This window comes from Mangrovimonas yunxiaonensis, assembly GCF_000733475.1.
Classification (GTDB): Bacteria; Bacteroidota; Bacteroidia; order Flavobacteriales; family Flavobacteriaceae; genus Mangrovimonas; species Mangrovimonas yunxiaonensis.
Window position 1 is genome coordinate 263324 of sequence record NZ_JPFK01000003.1, and the last position, 19408, is coordinate 282731.

General features: G+C 39.7%; 19 protein-coding genes. 14 read left to right on the plus strand and 5 right to left on the minus strand.

The window, feature by feature from the left end:
• Position 1: 1 nt before the first annotated feature.
• A complete protein-coding gene (locus tag IA57_RS03340) occupies positions 2-769 on the minus strand; it encodes a TatD family hydrolase (protein ID WP_036119168.1) in 768 nt (255 codons plus the stop codon).
• Positions 770-955: 186 nt separating this feature from the next.
• Between IA57_RS03340 and IA57_RS03345 the strand changes: the two genes are divergently transcribed.
• Positions 956-1411 (plus strand): retropepsin-like aspartic protease family protein, encoded by a 456-nt coding sequence (locus IA57_RS03345; protein ID WP_036119171.1) that lies wholly within the window; start codon positions 956-958, stop codon positions 1409-1411.
• A 62-nt stretch (positions 1412-1473) separates the two neighbouring features.
• Complete coding sequence (locus IA57_RS03350) at positions 1474-2103, plus strand: response regulator transcription factor (protein ID WP_036119174.1); 630 nt, start codon at positions 1474-1476, stop codon at positions 2101-2103.
• A 516-nt stretch (positions 2104-2619) separates the two neighbouring features.
• Here IA57_RS03350 and odhB read toward each other — a convergent pair.
• Together odhB and IA57_RS03360 are read right to left on the minus strand one after the other, a co-directional pair.
• A complete protein-coding gene (odhB, locus tag IA57_RS03355; RefSeq protein WP_036119177.1) occupies positions 2620-3837 on the minus strand; it encodes a 2-oxoglutarate dehydrogenase complex dihydrolipoyllysine-residue succinyltransferase in 1218 nt (405 codons plus the stop codon).
• A 27-nt stretch (positions 3838-3864) separates the two neighbouring features.
• Positions 3865-6627, minus strand: a complete 2763-nt coding sequence (locus tag IA57_RS03360) for a 2-oxoglutarate dehydrogenase E1 component (protein WP_036119180.1) — start codon at positions 6625-6627, stop codon at positions 3865-3867.
• A gap of 114 nt (positions 6628-6741) precedes the next feature.
• On the opposite strand from IA57_RS03360, the gene IA57_RS03365 reads away from it, so the two are divergent.
• From IA57_RS03365 to IA57_RS03420, 12 genes are all read left to right on the plus strand, one after another.
• Positions 6742-7290 carry a hypothetical protein gene (locus IA57_RS03365; protein WP_036119182.1) on the plus strand — a complete coding sequence of 183 codons (549 nt, stop codon included), beginning with the start codon at positions 6742-6744 and terminating at the stop codon, positions 7288-7290.
• 159 nt (positions 7291-7449) lie between these two features.
• Complete coding sequence (locus IA57_RS03370) at positions 7450-7956, plus strand: c-type cytochrome (protein WP_036119185.1); 507 nt, start codon at positions 7450-7452, stop codon at positions 7954-7956.
• 11 nt (positions 7957-7967) lie between these two features.
• The gene (locus IA57_RS03375; protein ID WP_036119188.1) at positions 7968-8543 is read left to right on the plus strand and encodes a fasciclin domain-containing protein; all 576 of its coding nucleotides are present in this window, start codon (positions 7968-7970) and stop codon (positions 8541-8543) included.
• Positions 8544-8564: 21 nt separating this feature from the next.
• On the plus strand, positions 8565-10529 hold the full coding sequence (gene nosZ, locus IA57_RS03380; RefSeq protein WP_036119190.1) for a Sec-dependent nitrous-oxide reductase: 1965 nt from the start codon (positions 8565-8567) through the stop codon (positions 10527-10529).
• A 131-nt stretch (positions 10530-10660) separates the two neighbouring features.
• The gene (locus tag IA57_RS03385) at positions 10661-11263 is read left to right on the plus strand and encodes a hypothetical protein (RefSeq protein ID WP_036119193.1); all 603 of its coding nucleotides are present in this window, start codon (positions 10661-10663) and stop codon (positions 11261-11263) included.
• Between the two features lie 32 nt (positions 11264-11295).
• A complete protein-coding gene (locus tag IA57_RS03390) occupies positions 11296-11769 on the plus strand; it encodes a nitrous oxide reductase accessory protein NosL (protein ID WP_051880962.1) in 474 nt (157 codons plus the stop codon).
• A gap of 12 nt (positions 11770-11781) precedes the next feature.
• The gene (locus tag IA57_RS03395) at positions 11782-13023 is read left to right on the plus strand and encodes a nitrous oxide reductase family maturation protein NosD (protein WP_036119197.1); all 1242 of its coding nucleotides are present in this window, start codon (positions 11782-11784) and stop codon (positions 13021-13023) included.
• A complete protein-coding gene (locus IA57_RS03400) occupies positions 13020-13727 on the plus strand; it encodes an ABC transporter ATP-binding protein (protein WP_036119199.1) in 708 nt (235 codons plus the stop codon). The genes IA57_RS03395 and IA57_RS03400 overlap by 4 nt, the downstream gene beginning before the upstream one ends.
• Positions 13720-14502 (plus strand): ABC transporter permease, encoded by a 783-nt coding sequence (locus tag IA57_RS03405; RefSeq protein ID WP_036119201.1) that lies wholly within the window; start codon positions 13720-13722, stop codon positions 14500-14502. The genes IA57_RS03400 and IA57_RS03405 overlap by 8 nt, the downstream gene beginning before the upstream one ends.
• A gap of 47 nt (positions 14503-14549) precedes the next feature.
• Positions 14550-14936 carry a hypothetical protein gene (locus tag IA57_RS03410; RefSeq protein ID WP_036119204.1) on the plus strand — a complete coding sequence of 129 codons (387 nt, stop codon included), beginning with the start codon at positions 14550-14552 and terminating at the stop codon, positions 14934-14936.
• A gap of 97 nt (positions 14937-15033) precedes the next feature.
• Positions 15034-15888: a hypothetical protein gene (locus IA57_RS03415; protein WP_036119504.1), complete on the plus strand. Its 855-nt coding sequence runs from the start codon at positions 15034-15036 to the stop codon at positions 15886-15888.
• Between the two features lie 69 nt (positions 15889-15957).
• Positions 15958-17967 (plus strand): TonB-dependent receptor plug domain-containing protein, encoded by a 2010-nt coding sequence (locus tag IA57_RS03420; protein ID WP_036119207.1) that lies wholly within the window; start codon positions 15958-15960, stop codon positions 17965-17967.
• 2 nt (positions 17968-17969) lie between these two features.
• Here the strand turns inward: IA57_RS03420 and IA57_RS03425 are convergent, their stop codons facing one another.
• Together IA57_RS03425 and IA57_RS03430 are read right to left on the minus strand one after the other, a co-directional pair.
• Complete coding sequence (locus IA57_RS03425; RefSeq protein ID WP_036119210.1) at positions 17970-18320, minus strand: hypothetical protein; 351 nt, start codon at positions 18318-18320, stop codon at positions 17970-17972.
• Entirely contained in the window at positions 18320-19297 is a 978-nt protein-coding gene (locus tag IA57_RS03430; protein ID WP_036119506.1) for a polyprenyl synthetase family protein, read from the minus strand. Before IA57_RS03430 ends, IA57_RS03425 begins: the two co-directional genes overlap by 1 nt.
• Between the last annotated feature and the right edge of the window lie 111 nt (positions 19298-19408).

The following is a 19408-nucleotide window of genomic DNA, read 5'->3' on the forward strand; positions in this document are numbered from 1 at the left end:
GCTAAATTTTAAAAATATCTTTAGAATTTTGCGTGGTAATTTCAGCAATGGTCTCTACAGGGCAGTCGTACAGTTCGGCCAATCTCTCCAGAATCTTTACCACATAGGCGCTCTCGTTGCGCTTGCCTCGGTATGGTTTTGGGGCCAAGTAAGGCGAATCTGTCTCTAGAACAATGTGCTTTAAATCGATTTGGTTGATAAACTGGTCGATTTTCCCATTTTTAAAGGTTACAACACCGCCAATACCCAATTTCATGTTAAACGACAGGGCGCGTTTGGCTTGTTCTAGGGTGCCAGTAAAACAATGGAAAATCCCAAAAAGCTGGTCGTCTTTTTCGGTTTCCAAGACTTCAAAAATTTCATCAAAAGCATCGCGGCAATGAATTACTATGGGCAAATGGTATTGTTTGGCCAGCTTAATCTGATATTTAAAAGCGTCCTTTTGAATGTTTAAAGTTGAAGTATCCCAATACAAATCTATCCCTATCTCGCCTACAGCACAAAATTTACGCGCCGCCAACTGCGCCGTTACATGAGCCAGTTCTTCTTTGTAATTTTCCTTTACCGAGGTTGGGTGCAGCCCAGCCATTAAATGCACATGCTCTGGAAAGTCGCTTTCCAACGCCAACATGGCGGCAGTATAGGTCGAGTCGATAGCGGGAACAAAAAACCTTTTAACTCCCAAATCTAACGCACGCTGCATCATGTCTGCCCTATCCTCATTAAACGCTTCACTGTATAAATGTGTGTGTGTATCGGTAATTATCATAAGACAAAAATATAAAAGTCCGCAGCAATACCTGTTTTTTTACAGACTATTTACACCGTAGAATAATCTTACAAAAAAGAACAGGCAATGCACCAAAACAACAGCTTCCTTTAATTTATTGGCATATTTCAACTTTAATCTTCTTCAAGCGTTGTATTTTTACAATTACAAACAACGTTAGGATACATGAAATTGCAGGAACATATACAATTAAAAGAATTTTTACTTGAAAGAGGCTATGTTAGAAAAAAATTACACCTCACAAAAACCAATCATTTTGAAATTAGAGCCTCTATAAACGGAGTTAAAGGATCTTTTATCTTGGATACTGGCGCTTCCAGCTCTTGTTTGGATTTTGAGAGCATAAACAGATTTAAGCTTAAGGCTAAAGACTCTGAAGTAAAAGCTGCGGGTGCCGGAGCTATAGATATGACAACCCAAATAGCACCAAAAAACAAAGTTAAAATAGGCAAATGGAAAAAAGACAAAGTAGCTTTAATCCTATTTAGCTTATCCCATGTAAATACGGCCTTGGTAAACCACAATGCAAAACCTGTTGACGGTATTATAGGCGCCGATATTTTAAAAAAGGCCAAGGCTATTATAGACTACGACAAGAAATATCTTTATTTAAAGCTTTAGTTTTTGGCTTGTTTTTGTTAAAAAACCCTTATTTTTAAAAAGCCAACTCCTACTAACTAACAATGCAAACACCTTCTATAATAATAGCTGACGACCACCCACTTATCCTTAAAGGCCTTGAAGATTTTTTAAAAGAACGCCAACACAATGTTGTTGCCAGTGCCGTTCATGGTAAAAAAGCCTTTCAACTTATCGAAGAACTAAAGCCAGACATTGCCATTCTAGACATACAGATGCCCTATTTAACAGGACTTCAAATTGCCGAAAAGTGCAAAACATTAGATTTCACAACGAAGGTTGTCCTTATTACAGTTGAAAAGGACGAAGCCATTTACCATCAGGCCAAGAGTTTAAATGTGTACGGTTATGTGCTTAAAGAGTTTGCCCTAACAGAAATTGAAAATTGCATTACCTCTGTTTCAGAGGGCACGCCTTATTTTAGTCCAGAACTGCTTTTATATTTAGAAAAGGAGCGTGTTCCTAAAGAACTCGAACTGCTTACTCCAACCGAAAAAGAAATCTTAAACCTTACGGCAAAGAATAAAACAGCCAAGGAAATTGGCGATTTGCTATTTATCTCCTACCGCACCGTAGAAAAACACAAAAGCAACATTTTAAAAAAACTTGACTTAACTTCGAAACACACTAGCTTAACCTTATTTGCCAAGGAAATTGAACCCTTTTTAAAGTAAAAATACGTGTTTCTACGTATTGTTTGGCATGCTTATTTTCACGACATTTGTAACAGCTATTAAACTATTTACTTAAAGGGAGTAAGAGTCCTGTTCTTTATCAAAAACAACAAAGAACAGGACTTTTTTTGTAGTCTTCCCCCTAAATATACGTGTTTCTACGTATTGTTTCGCTTTCGTTTTATTAGGATATTTGTTAAGCTATTAATCATTACCTTTAATTTCAAACCAATTAAGGGCTATATAAGAAAGCTCTGCTCCCGCAAAAAAGGAGCAGGGTTTTTAAAAAAACACTTGCACCATGCCAAATGAATTAGACAACCTACATCTTATGGACAATAACATGAAACCATTAAGCAAATACCTAATTATTGCCATTTTGGTTTTTGCTGTACTTATAATTTCATTAAATATTATCGTTAATTTTTTTAATTTTTAGTTAGTTAGTTTATTAAAAAAAGAAAAGGCGTTATCTAAATATTTAGATAACGCCTTTTTAAATGTGTTATAATCAACTTAAAGCTCCAAGGCTTTTTTAACGTCATTGCCCATCAATAATTCTACCGGATTTTCCAGAGCTTCTTTTACAGCTACCAAAAATCCTACAGATTCCTTACCGTCAATAATTCTATGATCGTAAGACAAGGCTAGGTACATCATGGGGTGTATTTCTACTTTACCATCAACCGCTATAGGGCGCTCTATAATGTTGTGCATTCCTAAAATACCACTTTGCGGTGGGTTAATAATTGGTGTAGACAACATGCTTCCAAACACACCACCATTAGAGATGGTAAATGTTCCGCCTGTCATTTCGTCTACGGTAATTTGTCCGTCACGAGCACGAATTGCCAAACGTTTAACTTCGGCCTCTACGCCTCTAAAGGTTAAGTTTTCGGCATTTCTAATTACAGGTACCATTAAACCTTTTGGGCCAGATACGGCGATACTGATATCACAAAAATCGTAAGAAATCATTTCTTTTCCGTCGATCATGGAGTTTACTGCCGGGAACTCTTGTAATGCTCTTACAACAGCTAAAGTAAAGAAACTCATAAACCCAAGACCAACACCATGCTTGTCCTTAAACGCTTCTTTGTACTGCTTACGAAGTTCGAAAATAGGCGTCATGTTGGCCTCGTTAAAGGTCGTTAACATGGCCGTTTCGTTTTTGGCAGACACCAAACGCTCTGCTACTTTTCTACGAAGCATAGACAGTTTTGAACGCGATTCGCCTCTATTACCACCTGTTGGTGTGCCCATAGATGGTTTTGCATTAACGGCGTCGTCTTTGGTTACACGTCCATCTTTTCCTGTGCCTTTTACTTCTGAAGCTTGCATGCCTTTTTCAGCCAAAATCTTTTTGGCCGCTGGGCTAGCTGTTCCCGTTGCGTATGTTTTATTTTCTGCAACTGGCTCGGGCTTTTTCTCTTCAGCTTTAGGAGCCTCAGCTACTTTTTCTTCTTTTGCTGGCGCAGCGGCACCATCAGGCTTTGCTGCACTTGTATCGATTAAACATACCACTTCACCTACCGCTACGGCATCGCCTTCTTCAGCTTTTAGCGTTATGGTTCCGCTTGCTTCTGCTGGAAGTTCTAGTGTTGCTTTGTCACTATCAACTTCGGCAATAGCTTGGTCTTTTTCTACATAGTCACCATCTTGCACTAACCATTCCGCTATTTCTACTTCGGTAATGGATTCACCTGGTGAAGGCACTTTCATTTCTAAAATCATTGTGATATAATTTTATGTTTGGATATTTTATCGTTGATTATTTTTTGTTTTATCGAACACATAGTCGATAACCTCTTGGTGGCGCTTTTTAGAGCGTATGACACTTCCTGCTGCTGGCGCTCCATAAGGGCGTCTCGAGGCAACCCTAAAGGTTTTAACCTCATCCATATGCATTAACATATGAGCGTAAGCTCCCATGTTTCTAGGTTCTTCCTGTGCCCACACCACATCGTCTACATGTGCGTATGCTTTTAATATTTTCCTGATTTGCTTTTCTGGAAGCGGGAACAATTGCTCTATTCTAATTAAAGCCACATCGTCTCGTTCTAACGTTTCGCGTTCTTCCAATAAATCGTAATAGAATTTACCGGTTAAGAAAACCAAGGTTTTTACCTTTTTGGGTTCGACCAAGGTGTCGTCTATTACCATTTGGAAACTGCCGTTAGCAAACTCCTCGACGGTTGAGACACATTTTGGATGACGCAATAAGCTTTTTGGCGTAAATACGATTAATGGCTTTCTAAACTTAGCTCTCACCTGTCTGCGTAATAAATGGAACATGTTAGCCGGTGTTGTACAATCGGCCACATACATGTTGTCCTTAGCACACAATTGCAAATAGCGCTCCATACGTCCCGATGAGTGTTCTGCTCCTTGCCCTTCGTAACCGTGTGGCAATAGCATTACTAGACCGTTTTGTAGTTTCCATTTATCTTCTGCTGCAGAAATGTATTGGTCCAACATAATTTGGGCACCATTACTAAAGTCTCCAAATTGAGCTTCCCAAATGGTTAGTGTTTTTGGGCTTGCCATGGCATAACCATAGTCAAAACCAACCACCCCATATTCTGAAAGTAAGGAATTGTATATAAAGAATTTGCCTTGTTTATCGTTTATGTTGTTAAGCAATACCACTTCTTCTTCGCTGTCCTCTACCTTTACTACGGCGTGGCGGTGCGAAAACGTACCACGCTCTACATCCTGCCCAGAAACACGCACATCGTGGCCTTGCGCCAACAAACTACCATAGGCTAAATGCTCTGCCATAGCCCAATCTAGCTTGTTCTCGTCGAACATGGTTTTTCTAGACTGCACCAAACGTTGGATTTTTCTAATAAACTTCTTGTCTTCTGGCAATGTAGAAATAACATTGGCAATATGTTCCAAATCCGCTACAGGATATGTGGTATTTACCGATTTCAACATTTTATCTTCTTCAACGGTAATATAATCTTCCCACTCATTTTGCATGAATGGTGTTATAACTGTTTTTTCCTGCTTACGAGAGTCTTCTAGGTTTTCTTCTAGTTTAGCTTTGTAAGCAGCTTCCAGCTCTTGAACATGTGCTTCGTCTATAACGCCTTGCGCTATTAATTTAGCAGCATAAATATCTCTTGGGTTTTTGTGCTTCGATATGGCTTTGTACAGTAAAGGCTGGGTAAATTTAGGTTCATCGCCTTCGTTATGTCCGTACTTTCTATAACCTAAAAGATCGATAAACACATCGCGTTTAAACTGCATTCTAAACTCTAGGGCAAACAACATCGCATGCACAACCGCTTCGGCATCGTCTGCATTAACGTGCATTACTGGCGACAGGGTTACTTTGGCTATGTCTGTACAATATGTACTAGAACGTCCGTCCAAGTAATTGGTGGTAAACCCAACTTGGTTGTTTACCACAATATGAATGGTTCCGCTGGTTTTATAGCCTTCTAGTTGGGCCATTTGAACCACTTCATAAACCAAACCTTGTCCAGAAATTGCGGCATCGCCATGAACTACTATTGGAAGAACTTGGGATGGGTTTTCTGGATATTTATCATCTTGCTTTGCTCGGGCAATACCTTCTACCACAGCACCAACCGTTTCTAAGTGCGATGGGTTAGGTGCTATGTTTAGGTTTATTTTCTTGCCTGTTTCGGTTTCACGATCGCAGGTCCATCCTAAATGGTATTTTACGTCGCCATCAAAAACTTCCTGCTCATAATCTTTACCGTCAAACTCGCTAAATATATCTCTTGCCGATTTTCCAAAAATGTTTGTTAGAGTGCTTAGGCGCCCTCGGTGGGCCATACCCATAACAAATTCCTTCACGTCATACTCGGCTGCTTTTTCAATAACAGCATCAAGGGCTGGAATTAAAGATTCGCCACCTTCTAAAGAGAAGCGTTTTTGCCCCACGTATTTGGTGTGCAAGAAGTTCTCAAACGAAACGGCTTCGTTAAGTTTTTTTAGGATGTGCTTTTTTTGGTCGCTTGAAAAAACTGGCTGGTTATCGTTAATGTTAAGCTTTTTCTGTATCCACTGAATTTCTTCTGGATTTCTTATATACATATACTCAACCCCTATCGAGTCGCAATAAATGCTTTCTAGGTGCCTAATAATTTCTTTTAGCGGTTGTGCGCCTATCCCCAATATTTCTCCGGCATTGAACACGGTATCGAGATCGGTTGCCGATAGGCCAAAATTCTCCAACGCTAATGTGGGGGCATATTTTCTGCGCTCGCGTACAGGGTTTGTTTTGGTAAACAAATGCCCTCTTGTACGATAGCCATCAATAAGCTTTACTATTTGGAATTCTTTTTTCAGTTCTTCTGAAATAGGCTTACATACCAAGTCGGTATCTATTTCAGTGCTGACATTCTCACCATATTCACTTCCAAAATCGCACCCTTGAAAAAAGGCTCTCCAACTAGGCTCGACTGAATCTGGATTTCTTAAATATTGGTCATATAAGTCTGCAAAATATGCCGTATGTGCCGCGTTTAAAAAGGAATATCTATCCATTATGCTTTAAAATGCTTCTAGCGATTTGAAAAATTTATACAAAAGTACAACTTTTGGCAAAATTCCCTTATCTTTTATTATATTTATAACATCTCTACTTTAAGGTTTTAGGTTATGGCCATTTTTACAGTAAAACCAAAGCGAAATTCAGCCGTCTTCTATGGGGTAATTCTGCTTTTTTTTAGCCTTGCCACCACCGCCCAAGAAAACAAAACACCCTTTTGGAATAACGTAAGATATGGCGGAAGCCTTGGCCTAAGTTTTGGCGATGGTTTTTTTAGCGGCACCATTGCGCCAAGTGCCATTTATAAATTTAACAACCATGTTGCTTTAGGCCTTGGGTTAAGAGCCAATTACAACAATAGGAAAAACTACTACAAATCTACCATATTGGGAGGGCGTATTATAGGAATTTTCTACCCTATTAATGAACTACAATTGTCCACCGAATTTGAAGAACTGCATGTTAACAGAAATTGGGACAGCAGTTGGAACACACAAACCGAAACCTATTGGTACCCCGCCTTATTTCTAGGTGCCGGATACCGCATATCGACCAGCAGGATCTCTACTGCTATAGGAATTAGATATGACGTTTTGTATGATGGCGATAAAAGCGTTTACGCCGATCCTTGGATGCCCTTTATAAGCGTTTATTTTTAACCCCTTTTTTAGACTTACACGATAATATATAGGACTCCCTATTTCCAATAAAACACCTCAAAAATACTCTTAAAAGACAAAAAAGTCCTAAATATGATTTAAGTCATGTTTTATCCTAAATTCTAGTTTTACTTTTGTGTAATTAAATAAATTAAAAATATGAAATCTACATTAAAATTACTGACACTTATCTTAGCCCTAATGGTATTTAACTGTGGTGGCAAAGAAGAAAAAAAGAAAGAAGGCTTTTCGTACCAACAAAAGGCCCCAACAGAGCAAACACAAAAAAAAGAAGCAGCCCCTGAAAAAGTTCCAGCCTCTAAACGCGTAGACTTATCTAACAAAGGCGTTGGACCAATTACCTCGGTAGCTTTAGACAGCAATATAGACCAAGCAATGGCAGACAAAGGTGCCGACGTATTTAAGAAAATGTGTACTGCTTGTCACCGTACAGAAAAGAAATTTATTGGGCCTTCTCCAAAAGACATTCTTGACAGAAGAAGCCCAGAATGGGTAATGAACATGATTCTAAATCCAGAAGAAATGGTTCAAAAAGACCCCTTAGCCAAAGAATTACTTATAGAATTTAACGGTTCTCCAATGGCCAACCAAAACCTAACGGAAGAAGAAGCCAGAGCCGTTCTAGAATATTTTAGAACCCTATAAAACAGGCTATTATGAAAACGCAACTTATCCCCTTATTTTTAATCGTAGCACTCGTTCTTTCAGGTTGCAAAAACCAAGCAACCAACGAAGAAGCCGGGAACAACACCCCTGCCGTTTCAGAAAGTGCCTCCCATGCTAAAAAGCAAGGACAGGCCTTTATAAAAGACGACGAATCGGAGCCCAACGTTCTAGACATAGCCCTAGGCTCTAAGGACCACACTACGCTAGTAAAAGCTGTACAAGCGACAAATCTAGAAAATGCTTTGGTAAACGCAGGCCCTTTAATGGTTTTTGCCCCAACCAACGAGGCGTTTAACGCCCTACCAGAAGGCACTTTAGACAATCTTTTGCTTCCTGAAAATAAGGCTAAGTTGGCGTTTATTTTAAAACACCACGTTACCCCTGGAAACTATAGCAAGGATTTTATTAAAAAATTCAAGCACCTAGGCCAAGCCAGTAACGAAAATGCTCCTGTAGAAGTAAAAGGAGATGACGTGTACGTGGGTGGCGCAAAAATAATTGCTAGCATTCCTGCTGGCAATGGGATTGTACATGTTGTAGACAAGGTTATTATCCCAGGAAATTAAACACTTTAAAACCCTATTATTATGAAAAACACGTTTAAATTAATGGTTGGGCTCCTCATGGCGGGTATTGTCATGACAAGCTGTAACAATCAAAATTCGTCAAACAATAAAGCCAACGGTGCCTTAAGTTCAAGTGCTGCCGAAAAAGTATACGTTGCCCCTGGAGAACACGACGAATACTATGCCTTTATGTCTGGTGGGTTTAGCGGTAACTTAACGGTTTATGGCTTACCCTCAGGAAGAATGTTCAAAGAAATTCCGGTATTCTCACAATACCCAACTAACGGTTATGGGTACTCTGAGGAAACCAAACCCATGCTAGAAACATCGTTTGGTTTTGTACCTTGGGATGACTCTCACCACCCCGACATCTCGCAAACCAATGGCGAGCTAGACGGGCGTTGGATCTTTATTAACGGTAACAACACCCCACGTATTGCTAGAATTAGCTTAAAGACTTTTGAAACCGAGGAAATTATCGAAGTTCCTAACAGTGCCGGCAACCACAGTTCTTCGTTCATTACAGAAAATACCGAGTATGTTGTTGCAGGAACACGTTTCTCTGTACCTGTACCACAAAGAGACATGCCTATTAACGAATACAAAGGAAACTTTAAAGGCGCACTATCTTTTATTTCTGTAGACCCAGAACACGGGCACATGGATTTAAAATTCCAAATATTAATGCCTGGTTTTAACTACGACCTATCACACCCAGGACGCGGAAAATCGCATGGTTGGTTCTTCTTCACAACATACAACTCTGAAGAAGCTAGCACCTTACTTGAAGTTAACGCCTCTCAAAACGACAAGGACTTTATTGCCGCCATTAACTGGAAGAAAATTGAAGAGTATGTAAACAACGGTGGCGGAACCATGATGCCTACCAACTATGCCCACAACGTTTACGACGAGCACACCCACACAGCAACTTCTACCATGAAAAAAGAAGTTCGCGTTGTTAACCCAACCGATGTACCTGGTGCCGTTTATTTATTGCCAACACCAAAATCGCCACACGGTTGCGACGTAGATCCTAGTGGCGAGTACATTGTTGGCAACGGTAAACTTTCGGCCAACCTAACAGTACACTCATTTACCAAAATGCTAGACGCCATAGAAAACGAAAAATTTGATGGTGATGCCTATGGTATTCCTATCTTAAATTTCGATGATGTTTTAGCTGGCACTGTAGAGCAACCTGGTTTAGGCCCTTTACATACCGAGTTTGACGACCAAGGTAACGCCTACACAACCTTCTTTATCTCTTCTGAAGTGGTGAAATGGAAATTAGGCTCTTGGGAAGTTATCGACAGAAAACCAACCTACTACTCTGTAGGACACTTAATGATTCCTGGAGGAAACTCACGTAAGCCATTTGGAAAATATGTGGTAGCCATGAACAAAATAACCAAAGACCGCTACTTACCAACAGGCCCAGAACTAGAGCACTCTGCACAGTTGTACGACATTTCTGGAGAGAAAATGGAATTGCTTTACGATTTCCCAACGCACGGAGAGCCTCACTATGCTGCTGCTATTCCAGCAAGTATTATAAAAGACAAAACACAAAAAATCTATAAACTAGCCGAAAACCAACACCCTAGAAAAGCATTAAGCGATAGCGATGCAAAAATTGTTAGAGACGGCAAAAACGTTCATGTTTACATGACCATGATTCGCAGCCACTTCTCGCCAGATAACATTGAAGGGATTAAAGTAGGCGACAAAGTGTTCTTCCACATTACAAATCTAGAGCAGGACTTCGATGTTCCTCACGGATTTGCCATGATTGGCGCCAACAATGCCGAATTGTTGATTATGCCAGGACAAACAAGAACATTAACCTGGGAACCAAAACAGGTTGGCGTATGGCCATTTTATTGTACAGATTTCTGTTCGGCTTTACACCAAGAAATGCAAGGCTATATTAGAGTATCGCCAGCCGATTCTGATATAGAATTATCTTGGTCTTTAGGCGAATAGATTAGGGGAAATTTTGTTTTAGTGTTTATTTCCCATTAAGGCGAGGGTTTTTTATGTCGCCCTCGCCTTTCTTTTTTATTAAACACTAAGAAAACCTACAAAAAAAACAATTGTCTTAAATTAAAATTCTCATGAAAAAGTCAAATATCATCATGCTCTTGGCCGCTATTCTTCCCTTAGGGCTCTTTTTATTCCCGCTGTGGAAAATTACCCTAGAAGCGCCACAATACCCTACCCCACTTGGCATGTACATATATATTAACGACTTTGCCGATGTTAACCCGCACGACATTAAAAACATAAACCTCATGAACCACTATGTGGGCATGAAATACATACCAGAAGCCATACCCGAATTTAAAATATTCCCAACCGTTATCATTATCACTTCCATCTTAGGATTGCTTATTGCCTTTAAAGGCAACTACAAATGGTTTTTGGGCTGGTTTATCCTTATGGTTGTATTAAGCGCTGCGGGCCTTTACGATTTCTACCTATGGGAACACGATTACGGTCATAACCTAGACCCCAAAGCCATCATGAAGTTTACCAACCCCGATGGCACACAAATGGGTTTCCAGCCACCACTATTTGGCACTAAATTGATTTTAAACTTTACCGCACATTCCTACCCAAGATTAGGATCTCTTTTCTTAGCTTTAGGAATTGCAGGAGCATTTGTTGCCTACTGGGTTGGAAAAAAAAGTAAAACCGTACAAGCGTCAACCGCTTAAAGCCTTTTACAACACCCTTAAAACACTAAAACATGAAAAACACTAAACAATTTTACGCAAACCTAGGCACTAAAAACCTCGGCCTAATTTTATTGCTTGTTCTAACAGGGCTACTTTCCGGCTGTAATGTTTCTCCCAAACCCATTATTTATGGAGAAGATGGCTGCCACTTTTGTAAAATGACCATTGTAGACAAGGTTCATGCAGCCCAAGTGGTCACCAAAAAAGGCAAAGCTTATAAATTTGATGCCACAGAATGTATGGTGAATTTCATGAACGAATTTGATGCTTCAGAAATCGAACTGTTTTTAAGTAACGATTACACCACCCCAGAAAGCCTAATAGATGCTACCCAGGCCACGTTTTTAATAAGCGAGAACATCCCTAGTCCAATGGGCGCATTTTTAACGGCCTTCAAAAACAAGACCGATGCCGAAAACGCTAAAGCCGAAAACGGCGGCACACTTTACACCTGGGAAGAACTTTTGGTTCATTTAAACCAGTAAATCCTAAACACCATGCTTTCCTCTATAAAACATAGCATTATCATGCTCTTTCTTGGCTTGGGCTTTTTTGGCCATGCCCAAACCATAGAAGTATGTCCTACTTGCCCTATTTCCTCAATTAAAGAAGCCATTAAAATAGCGCAGCCTAACGACACTATTATTGTTAAAAAAGGCACGTATAAAGCGTACGACATTGTTATCGATAAGCCTCTAACAATTATCGGGAAAGACCATCCTGTTATTGATGGCGATTTAAAAGGTGAAATCATTACCATTACTTCCGATTACGTGACCCTAGATGGTTTTTTCATTATTAACGTAGGCACTAGTTACACCAAAGATTACGCTGCCGTTAGGGTTAAACGAAGTCAGCATTTTGTTATACAAAACCTCGTATTGGAAAAGTTATTCTTTGGCATATATTTAGAAAAATCTAAAAACGGAAAAGTATTCCATAACAAAATTGTTGGCAATGCTGTAGCCGAGCACAATTCGGGCAACGGCATTCAGTTATGGTACAGCCAAAACGTTGAAATTGAACACAACTTTGTTGAAGGCGTACGCGATGGTATTTACTTAGAATTTTCGGACTATTGCACCATTAAAAACAATGTAAGCTCCAACAACCTTAGGTACGGTCTGCATTTTATGTTCTCTAACAACGACGTTTACGAAAACAACACCTTCGAAAACAACGGTGCCGGAGTTGCCGTAATGTTTTCAAAGTTTATAAAAATGTACAACAACATCTTTACCGAAAACTGGGGAACAGCCTCCTATGGTCTACTGCTTAAGGAAATTAACGATGCCGATATTCGCAACAACACCTTTAAGGAAAACACTGTGGGCATTAACATAGAAGGCTCCAATAGGGTTAATTACAGCAACAACGATTTTATTAGTAATGGCTGGGCTGTAAGAGTGCGAGGCGCTTGCTACACCAATAAATTTACCGAAAATAACTTTCTGTACAATTCTTTCGATATCTCTTACAACAGCAAGGTTAACGACAATATTTTTGACCGAAATTTCTGGAGCAGTTATACAGGTTACGATCTTGACAAAAACGGCATTGGCGATGTGCCTTATAGACCGGTAAAATTGTTTTCCTACATTGTAAACCGCACACCAGAAACCATCATTCTTTTAAGAAGCTTGTTTATTGATATAATTGATTTTTCCGAAAAGGTATCGCCGGTTTTTACCCCAGATAACCTTATGGACCAAAACCCCATGATAAAACAAATTCCATGATACAAATAGAGCAACTACATAAACAGTTTGGGAAAAACGTTGTGCTTAACGGTGTAGACCTCAACATTAACAACGGGGGGATTTTTGCCGTACTAGGCCCCAATGGCTCTGGTAAAACCACGCTTATAAAAAGCATTTTAGGCATGGTTGTTCCTAATAAAGGCACCATATCCATACAGGGCACCAACATAAAAAAGAATTCGGAATACAGAAAACACATCGATTACCTCCCTCAAATTGCCAACTTCCCTAACAACTTAAAAGTTAAGGAACTCATTCGTATGATTAAAGACTTACGTGGCGAAACAACCAACGAGCAAGAGCTTATTGCCCGCTTTAAACTAGAACCGTTTTTAGACAAAAAACTGGGCAATCTCTCTGGAGGTACCAAGCAAAAAGTAAACATTGTGCTTACTTTTATGTTTAACAGTCCTTTGGTTATTTTAGACGAACCCACTACGGGTCTGGACCCCATTGCCCTAATTCACTTAAAGGCACTTATTCAAGCCGAAAAAGAAAAAGGGAAAACCGTGCTAATCACCTCTCATATTATGAGTTTCGTTGAAGAAATTGCCGATGAGATTGTCTTTCTTCTGGAAGGTGTTATTTACTTTAAAGGCACCTTGCACGAACTAAAAACCAAAACCAGTCAACCCGATTTAGAACACGCTATTGCATCAATTTTAACTACCAATCATGCTTAAGATATTAAAATACAGTTTTTACGATTTAATGCGAAGCCGCTGGAGCTATGTGTACTTTGCATTTTACCTGTTATTAGGGGTTGTGCTATTGTTTCTTAACAACAACCTCTCTAAAGCCATTATTACGCTCATGAACGTTATTATTGTTTTGGTCCCCCTTATCGGAACCATTTTTGGCGTAATGTATTATTATAATTCTAAGGAATTCACCGAACTTCTACTAGCCCAGCCCCTAAAACGATCTTCCATCTTTTTGGGTCAATACTTGGGTGTTGCGCTATCGCTTTCCATGAGTTTAATTTTAGGACTGGGCATTCCCTTTATTTTCTACGGTTTGTTTAAATCTAATGTTATTTGGGATTTTAGTTTGCTGCTTATTACGGGCACCTTCCTCACCTTTATTTTCACGGCTTTAGCCTTTAATATCGCACTGTCCAACGAAAATAAAATTAAAGGGTTTGGTTATGCCATTTTATTATGGCTGTTCCTAGCGGTTGTTTACGATGGTATTTTCTTGATGTCCTTAATTCTTTTTGAAGATTACCCGCTGGACAAACTATCGCTTACAGGCACCATGCTTAACCCCATAGACCTGTCGAGAACCCTCATTCTTTTAAAATTAGACATATCGGCCCTATTAGGCTACACAGGCGCTATTTTTAAACGCTTTTTTGGCACAAACCTTGGCTTTATTGTTTCTTTAACCATGCTTTTAGTTTGGGTAATTCTGCCGGTTTTACGTATTGTTTCTAAATCTAAAAGAAAGGATTTTTAATGACAAAAATCATATACAACACCTGGCATTTGTTGTAAATTTGTCCTATGCAAATACCTGTATTCCATAAAGCCCTTTCCCTTTGCCTTACCTTGGTATTGCTGTCGCACCTATTTACCAATATTTACATTATTAGCGACTTTATTATAAACCAAGACGTTATTGCAAAAACGCTATGCGTACAAAAGGATGAACAAAAAGGGTGCTATGGAAAATGCCAACTTAACAAAACACTTTCTCAGGCTAACGATTCGCAAAAAGAAACGCCTATAACAGAGAGCAAACGCCTGTTGGAAATTGTTTTTATTGCTGCTGAAAGTTTCACTATGCCGGACGAGTTTTCTGCAAACTACGCCCCACAAACCTTTGTAAATACCACACGAAAAACCATCTGTCAATATTACGACATTGACACCCCGCCGCCATTGGCCTAGTTACATTTCACGTTTAATTTTTTTAGCCATGGCCCAACCATATCACGGATTGCGGTTTAAAGTGCTATACCCTTTTATTATCAAAAATGTAACTAAAATGAAATCAAAATATATCTTTCTTTTTATAATGTCGGCGCTATTTGCCGCTTGCTCATCAGACAACAACGACGATGATTATACCCCAACACCTAACGATGTTGAGAACTTAACCCTAGTTAGTGAAATCTCCAACGACAACCACACCATAGAGATTTACACCAAAACAGGAATGCTTTACACCGGCCATAATAACATAAGCCTAAGAGTAAAGAACAATGCCACCAATGCCTATTTTAGCCATGTAACCTTCGATTCTTGGATGCCCGTTATGCAAATGACAGAGATGTCGCATGCATGCCCAAAAACAGACATTTCAAAAATTGAAAATACAAATGCACTTTACGGCATGCAAGCCGTGTTCCAAATGACAAACCCCGACGCTAGCGGTTGGTCCTTTACATTTAATTACACCATAAATAACGAAGCCTACACAGCTCAAAACACCGTAGAGATTTGGCAAAACGACCACCAAAATGTAACCACCTTTATGGGAAGCGATGGCAGCAAATACATTTTAGCACTCATTCAACCAGAAAATCCAAAAATTGGCATTAACAACATGGTTGTTGGCTTGTATACTATGGAAAGCATGATGAGTTTTCCAAAAGTAGCAAACTATAGTTTAACGCTAGACCCGCGAATGCCTGGAATGGGCAACCACAGTTCGCCAAACAATACTGCACTTACATACAACACCTCAACAACACTGTACAACGGCGACCTTTCACTAACCATGACAGGGTATTGGAAACTAAACTTAAAATTACTGGATTCTGAAGGGACTATCCTTAAAGGCGAGGATGTTACAGACACCAACGAAGCCAGCTCCTTATACCTGGAAATAGAGTTTTAACATGGTAGGCTGCCTTTGTAAGGCACAAAAAAGCTACAAAGGCAGCCTATTACTTTATTCTTTTCAAAAATGAAATCATTATTAGCATGCATAGTATTTTGCTTTTGCTTAAGCAGCTATGCCCAAAACATACCGACCAACACCAAAGAAACAGACACAACAGAAATCACACATTTAAGTGAGGTTGTGGTTATTGGCCGACATAAACTAAACAACTACAAACAAGAAAAAGCACTATCTAGCATTGATGATTATCTAGAAAAATCGAGCAAGGTGAGCATGATTAAACGCGGAAATTACGCTTGGGAACCCACGATAAACAATATGACTTCCGAAAGAATTTCGGTAACCATAGACGGCATGCAGATTTTTGGGGCCTGCACCGATAAAATGGACCCCGTAACCTCTTATGTTGATGTTTCCAACCTTGAAAAAGTTACCATAAGTTCTGGGCAACAAGGCAGCCAACAAGCCAATAGTATTGGCGGCAACATTAACATGCAACTGCCCACACCAAAATATTACAACACAGGCTTAAAAAGCAGCATAGATCTAGGTTACGAAACCAATGGAAACTACAAAAGTAGCGGACTGGATCTGGAATATTCTGGCAACAAACTATTTCTTGCTTTTGATGGCATATACCGCGATTCAGACAACTACAAAGCTGGCAACGATCAGGAAATAAATTACTCGCAGTTTAACAAATACAACCTGTCGTTTTTGGCGGGATACAAGCTTTCTGAAAAGCACAGTCTAGAAGGACAGTTAATTTACGACCGCGCCACAGATGTTGGCTACCCTGCATTACCTATGGATGTGTCGTTAGCCGAAGCTACCATTGCCTCGATAACCCATAAATACCAAAGCGACACAACATTAATTCGCAAATGGGAAAGCAAGCTGTATCTTAATACCATTACACACATTATGGACGACTCCCAACGCCCAGACGTGCCTATTAGAATGGATATGCCCGGGTGGAGCGATACTTACGGCGGTTTTTCGAAAGCCGAATTTACCTTAGGCGCCCATCAGCTTCAAGCGTCGTTAAATGCCCACTACAACAAATCGTTGGCAGAAATGACCATGTATCCTAACGACCCCAACCAAAATGCCATGTTTATGTTTACTTGGCCCGATGTAAGAACCCTGTATTCTGGCTTCTTTTTAAAGGATAGCTGGCGTTTTAAAAAACAGCAACGCCTAGAGTTTGGCGTAAGAATAGGCTACCACAACAATAAAATAGGCAACACTACCGGCCTGGAAAGCTTACAGATTTTTTACCCCAACATGAGCGATTCTAAAAGCCGGTTATTAAAAAGCTTTAGCATTAACTACGTTTTAAAACATAAAGCATTAACCCACAATTTTGGGATAGGCTATGGTGAGCGAGCACCTTCTGTTAGCGAAGGTTACGGATTTTTCCTTTTTAATAGCTTTGACAATTACGATTACATTGGCAACCCCTACCTAAACAACGAAAAATCGTTTGAAGCATCCTGGACTTCCGGGTTTAGCAACGGCAAATTGGACGTTGCATTAGACGTGTCGTTTTTTCATATAAAAGATTATATCATTGGCGAAATAGACCCAACCCTAAGCGCCATGACCATTGGTGCTAGTGGTGTAAGACGCTATACGGCGCTAAGCCATGCTAACATGTTTAATACAGCTCTAGAAGCAACTTATAAATTTAGTAAAACCTTTTCGGCAAATGCCGCTCTTGGCTACAATTACGGAAAGGGCAGCGGGAACAAAAAGCTCCCTTTAATTGCCCCATTATCTTACTCGGCCCAACTGAGCTATAACACCTCTAAATTCTCTGCTGCATTGCAATTAAATGCGCATGGAAAACAGCATGAGTACAGCAAAGCATTTGGAGAAGACCAAACACCCGATTATGCCGTTTTAAACCTAAATCTCGGCAATTACATGACAGTTAAAGCCAACAGATTGGTTTTAAAATATGGTGTAGAAAACATATTTGATACGCTATACTCAACCTATGCCGATTGGAATAACGTGCCTAGACCGGGAAGAAATTTTTATGCCAATGTATCGTACATCATGTTTTAGCATTAGCGGTATTGGCTTTTTAGCCAAACTTTTTGCCATTCGCGCTGTAAAATTAAAAAAGCGACTTGCTCTGATAGTTTTAAGGTATCGTCTCCGGCCAATTGCTTGATTTTTGTTTCTGAAACATCAATAATGTATAACAGGTTAAGGTAATCTGCAAATTTTTCGTTTATAAGCTTATAAACGGTTTCGTGCAAGAGTACTTTTAAAGACGTTGGTAGGATATCGACATCGAAATCCAGATCAATGTTAGCGTACAAAAAATCTTTGTTCAACTGCAAAACCAATTGTTTATACAGTTTTTGCTTATTGGCCTCGGCGACTAAATGTTCAAAACTTTCAGGTAAATGCATTACACTTCGCGGTTCATTAAGGAGGCGCCAAATTGTTTTAAAGCGGCTTTTTTATGGTCGTCTACAGAGGTTAAACTGTCTAAAACCAAAAAGGCTTTTTCGGTATAATGTGCCACTTCTTTTTTAATAGCGTCGGCCGAGCCGCTGCTGGCAAAAATTTGTTTGGCTGTTGTTACTTTGTCTGTGGTATCGGTTGGGTTTAGGCTAAATAAATGTTGTAATTCTAGAGCTTCGTGGGCATTAGAGAACTCCAACGCCTTGATATACAAATAGGTTTTTTTGTTCTCTATAATGTCGCCTCCCACTTGTTTGCCAAACGTTTCGGGGTTACCAAAGGCATCGAGGTAGTCATCCTGCAACTGAAAGGCTATCCCCAAGTTTTTTCCAAACTCGTAAATTGCTATTTGGTCGTCTGTAGAAGCTTTAGATACAATGGCACCCATTTGCATGGCAGCGCCTACCAAAACAGCGGTTTTGTATTCAATCATTTTTAAATACTCATCAATTCCTACAACATCACGCGTTTCGAAATCGATATCGTATTGTTGCCCTTCACAAACCTCTAAGGCGGTTTTACTAAATAGTTTTGCTAGGGCTTGGAATGTGTTGGCGTCGTAGTTTTCAAACAGTTGATAGGCCAAAATTAACATGGCGTCGCCAGAGAGAATTCCCGTATTAATATCCCACTTTTCGTGCACAGTTTCCTTACCACGACGCAAGGGGGCATCGTCCATAATATCGTCATGTACCAACGAAAAATTATGAAACACCTCTATACTTAATGCTGCATTTAGTGCTTGGGTGTAGTCGCAATTAAACAATTCGGCCGTCATTAAAGTCAACACGGGCCGCAAGCGCTTCCCGCCCAAGTTCAAAATATAATTTACGGGATCGTACAACGTTTCTGGCTCGCGGCGCTTAACAAACGTTTTTAAAAACGTGCCAAAGGCCTCCTGGTAATATTCTACTGTTTGCATAAGGCAAAAATCGGTAATTGTTATCATTATACCAAGTACAACTTTCGATATTAAACAATTGTTAAAACTATGGAAACTTTTTTTGTTTTTAAAGTTTCCGCGTGTACATTT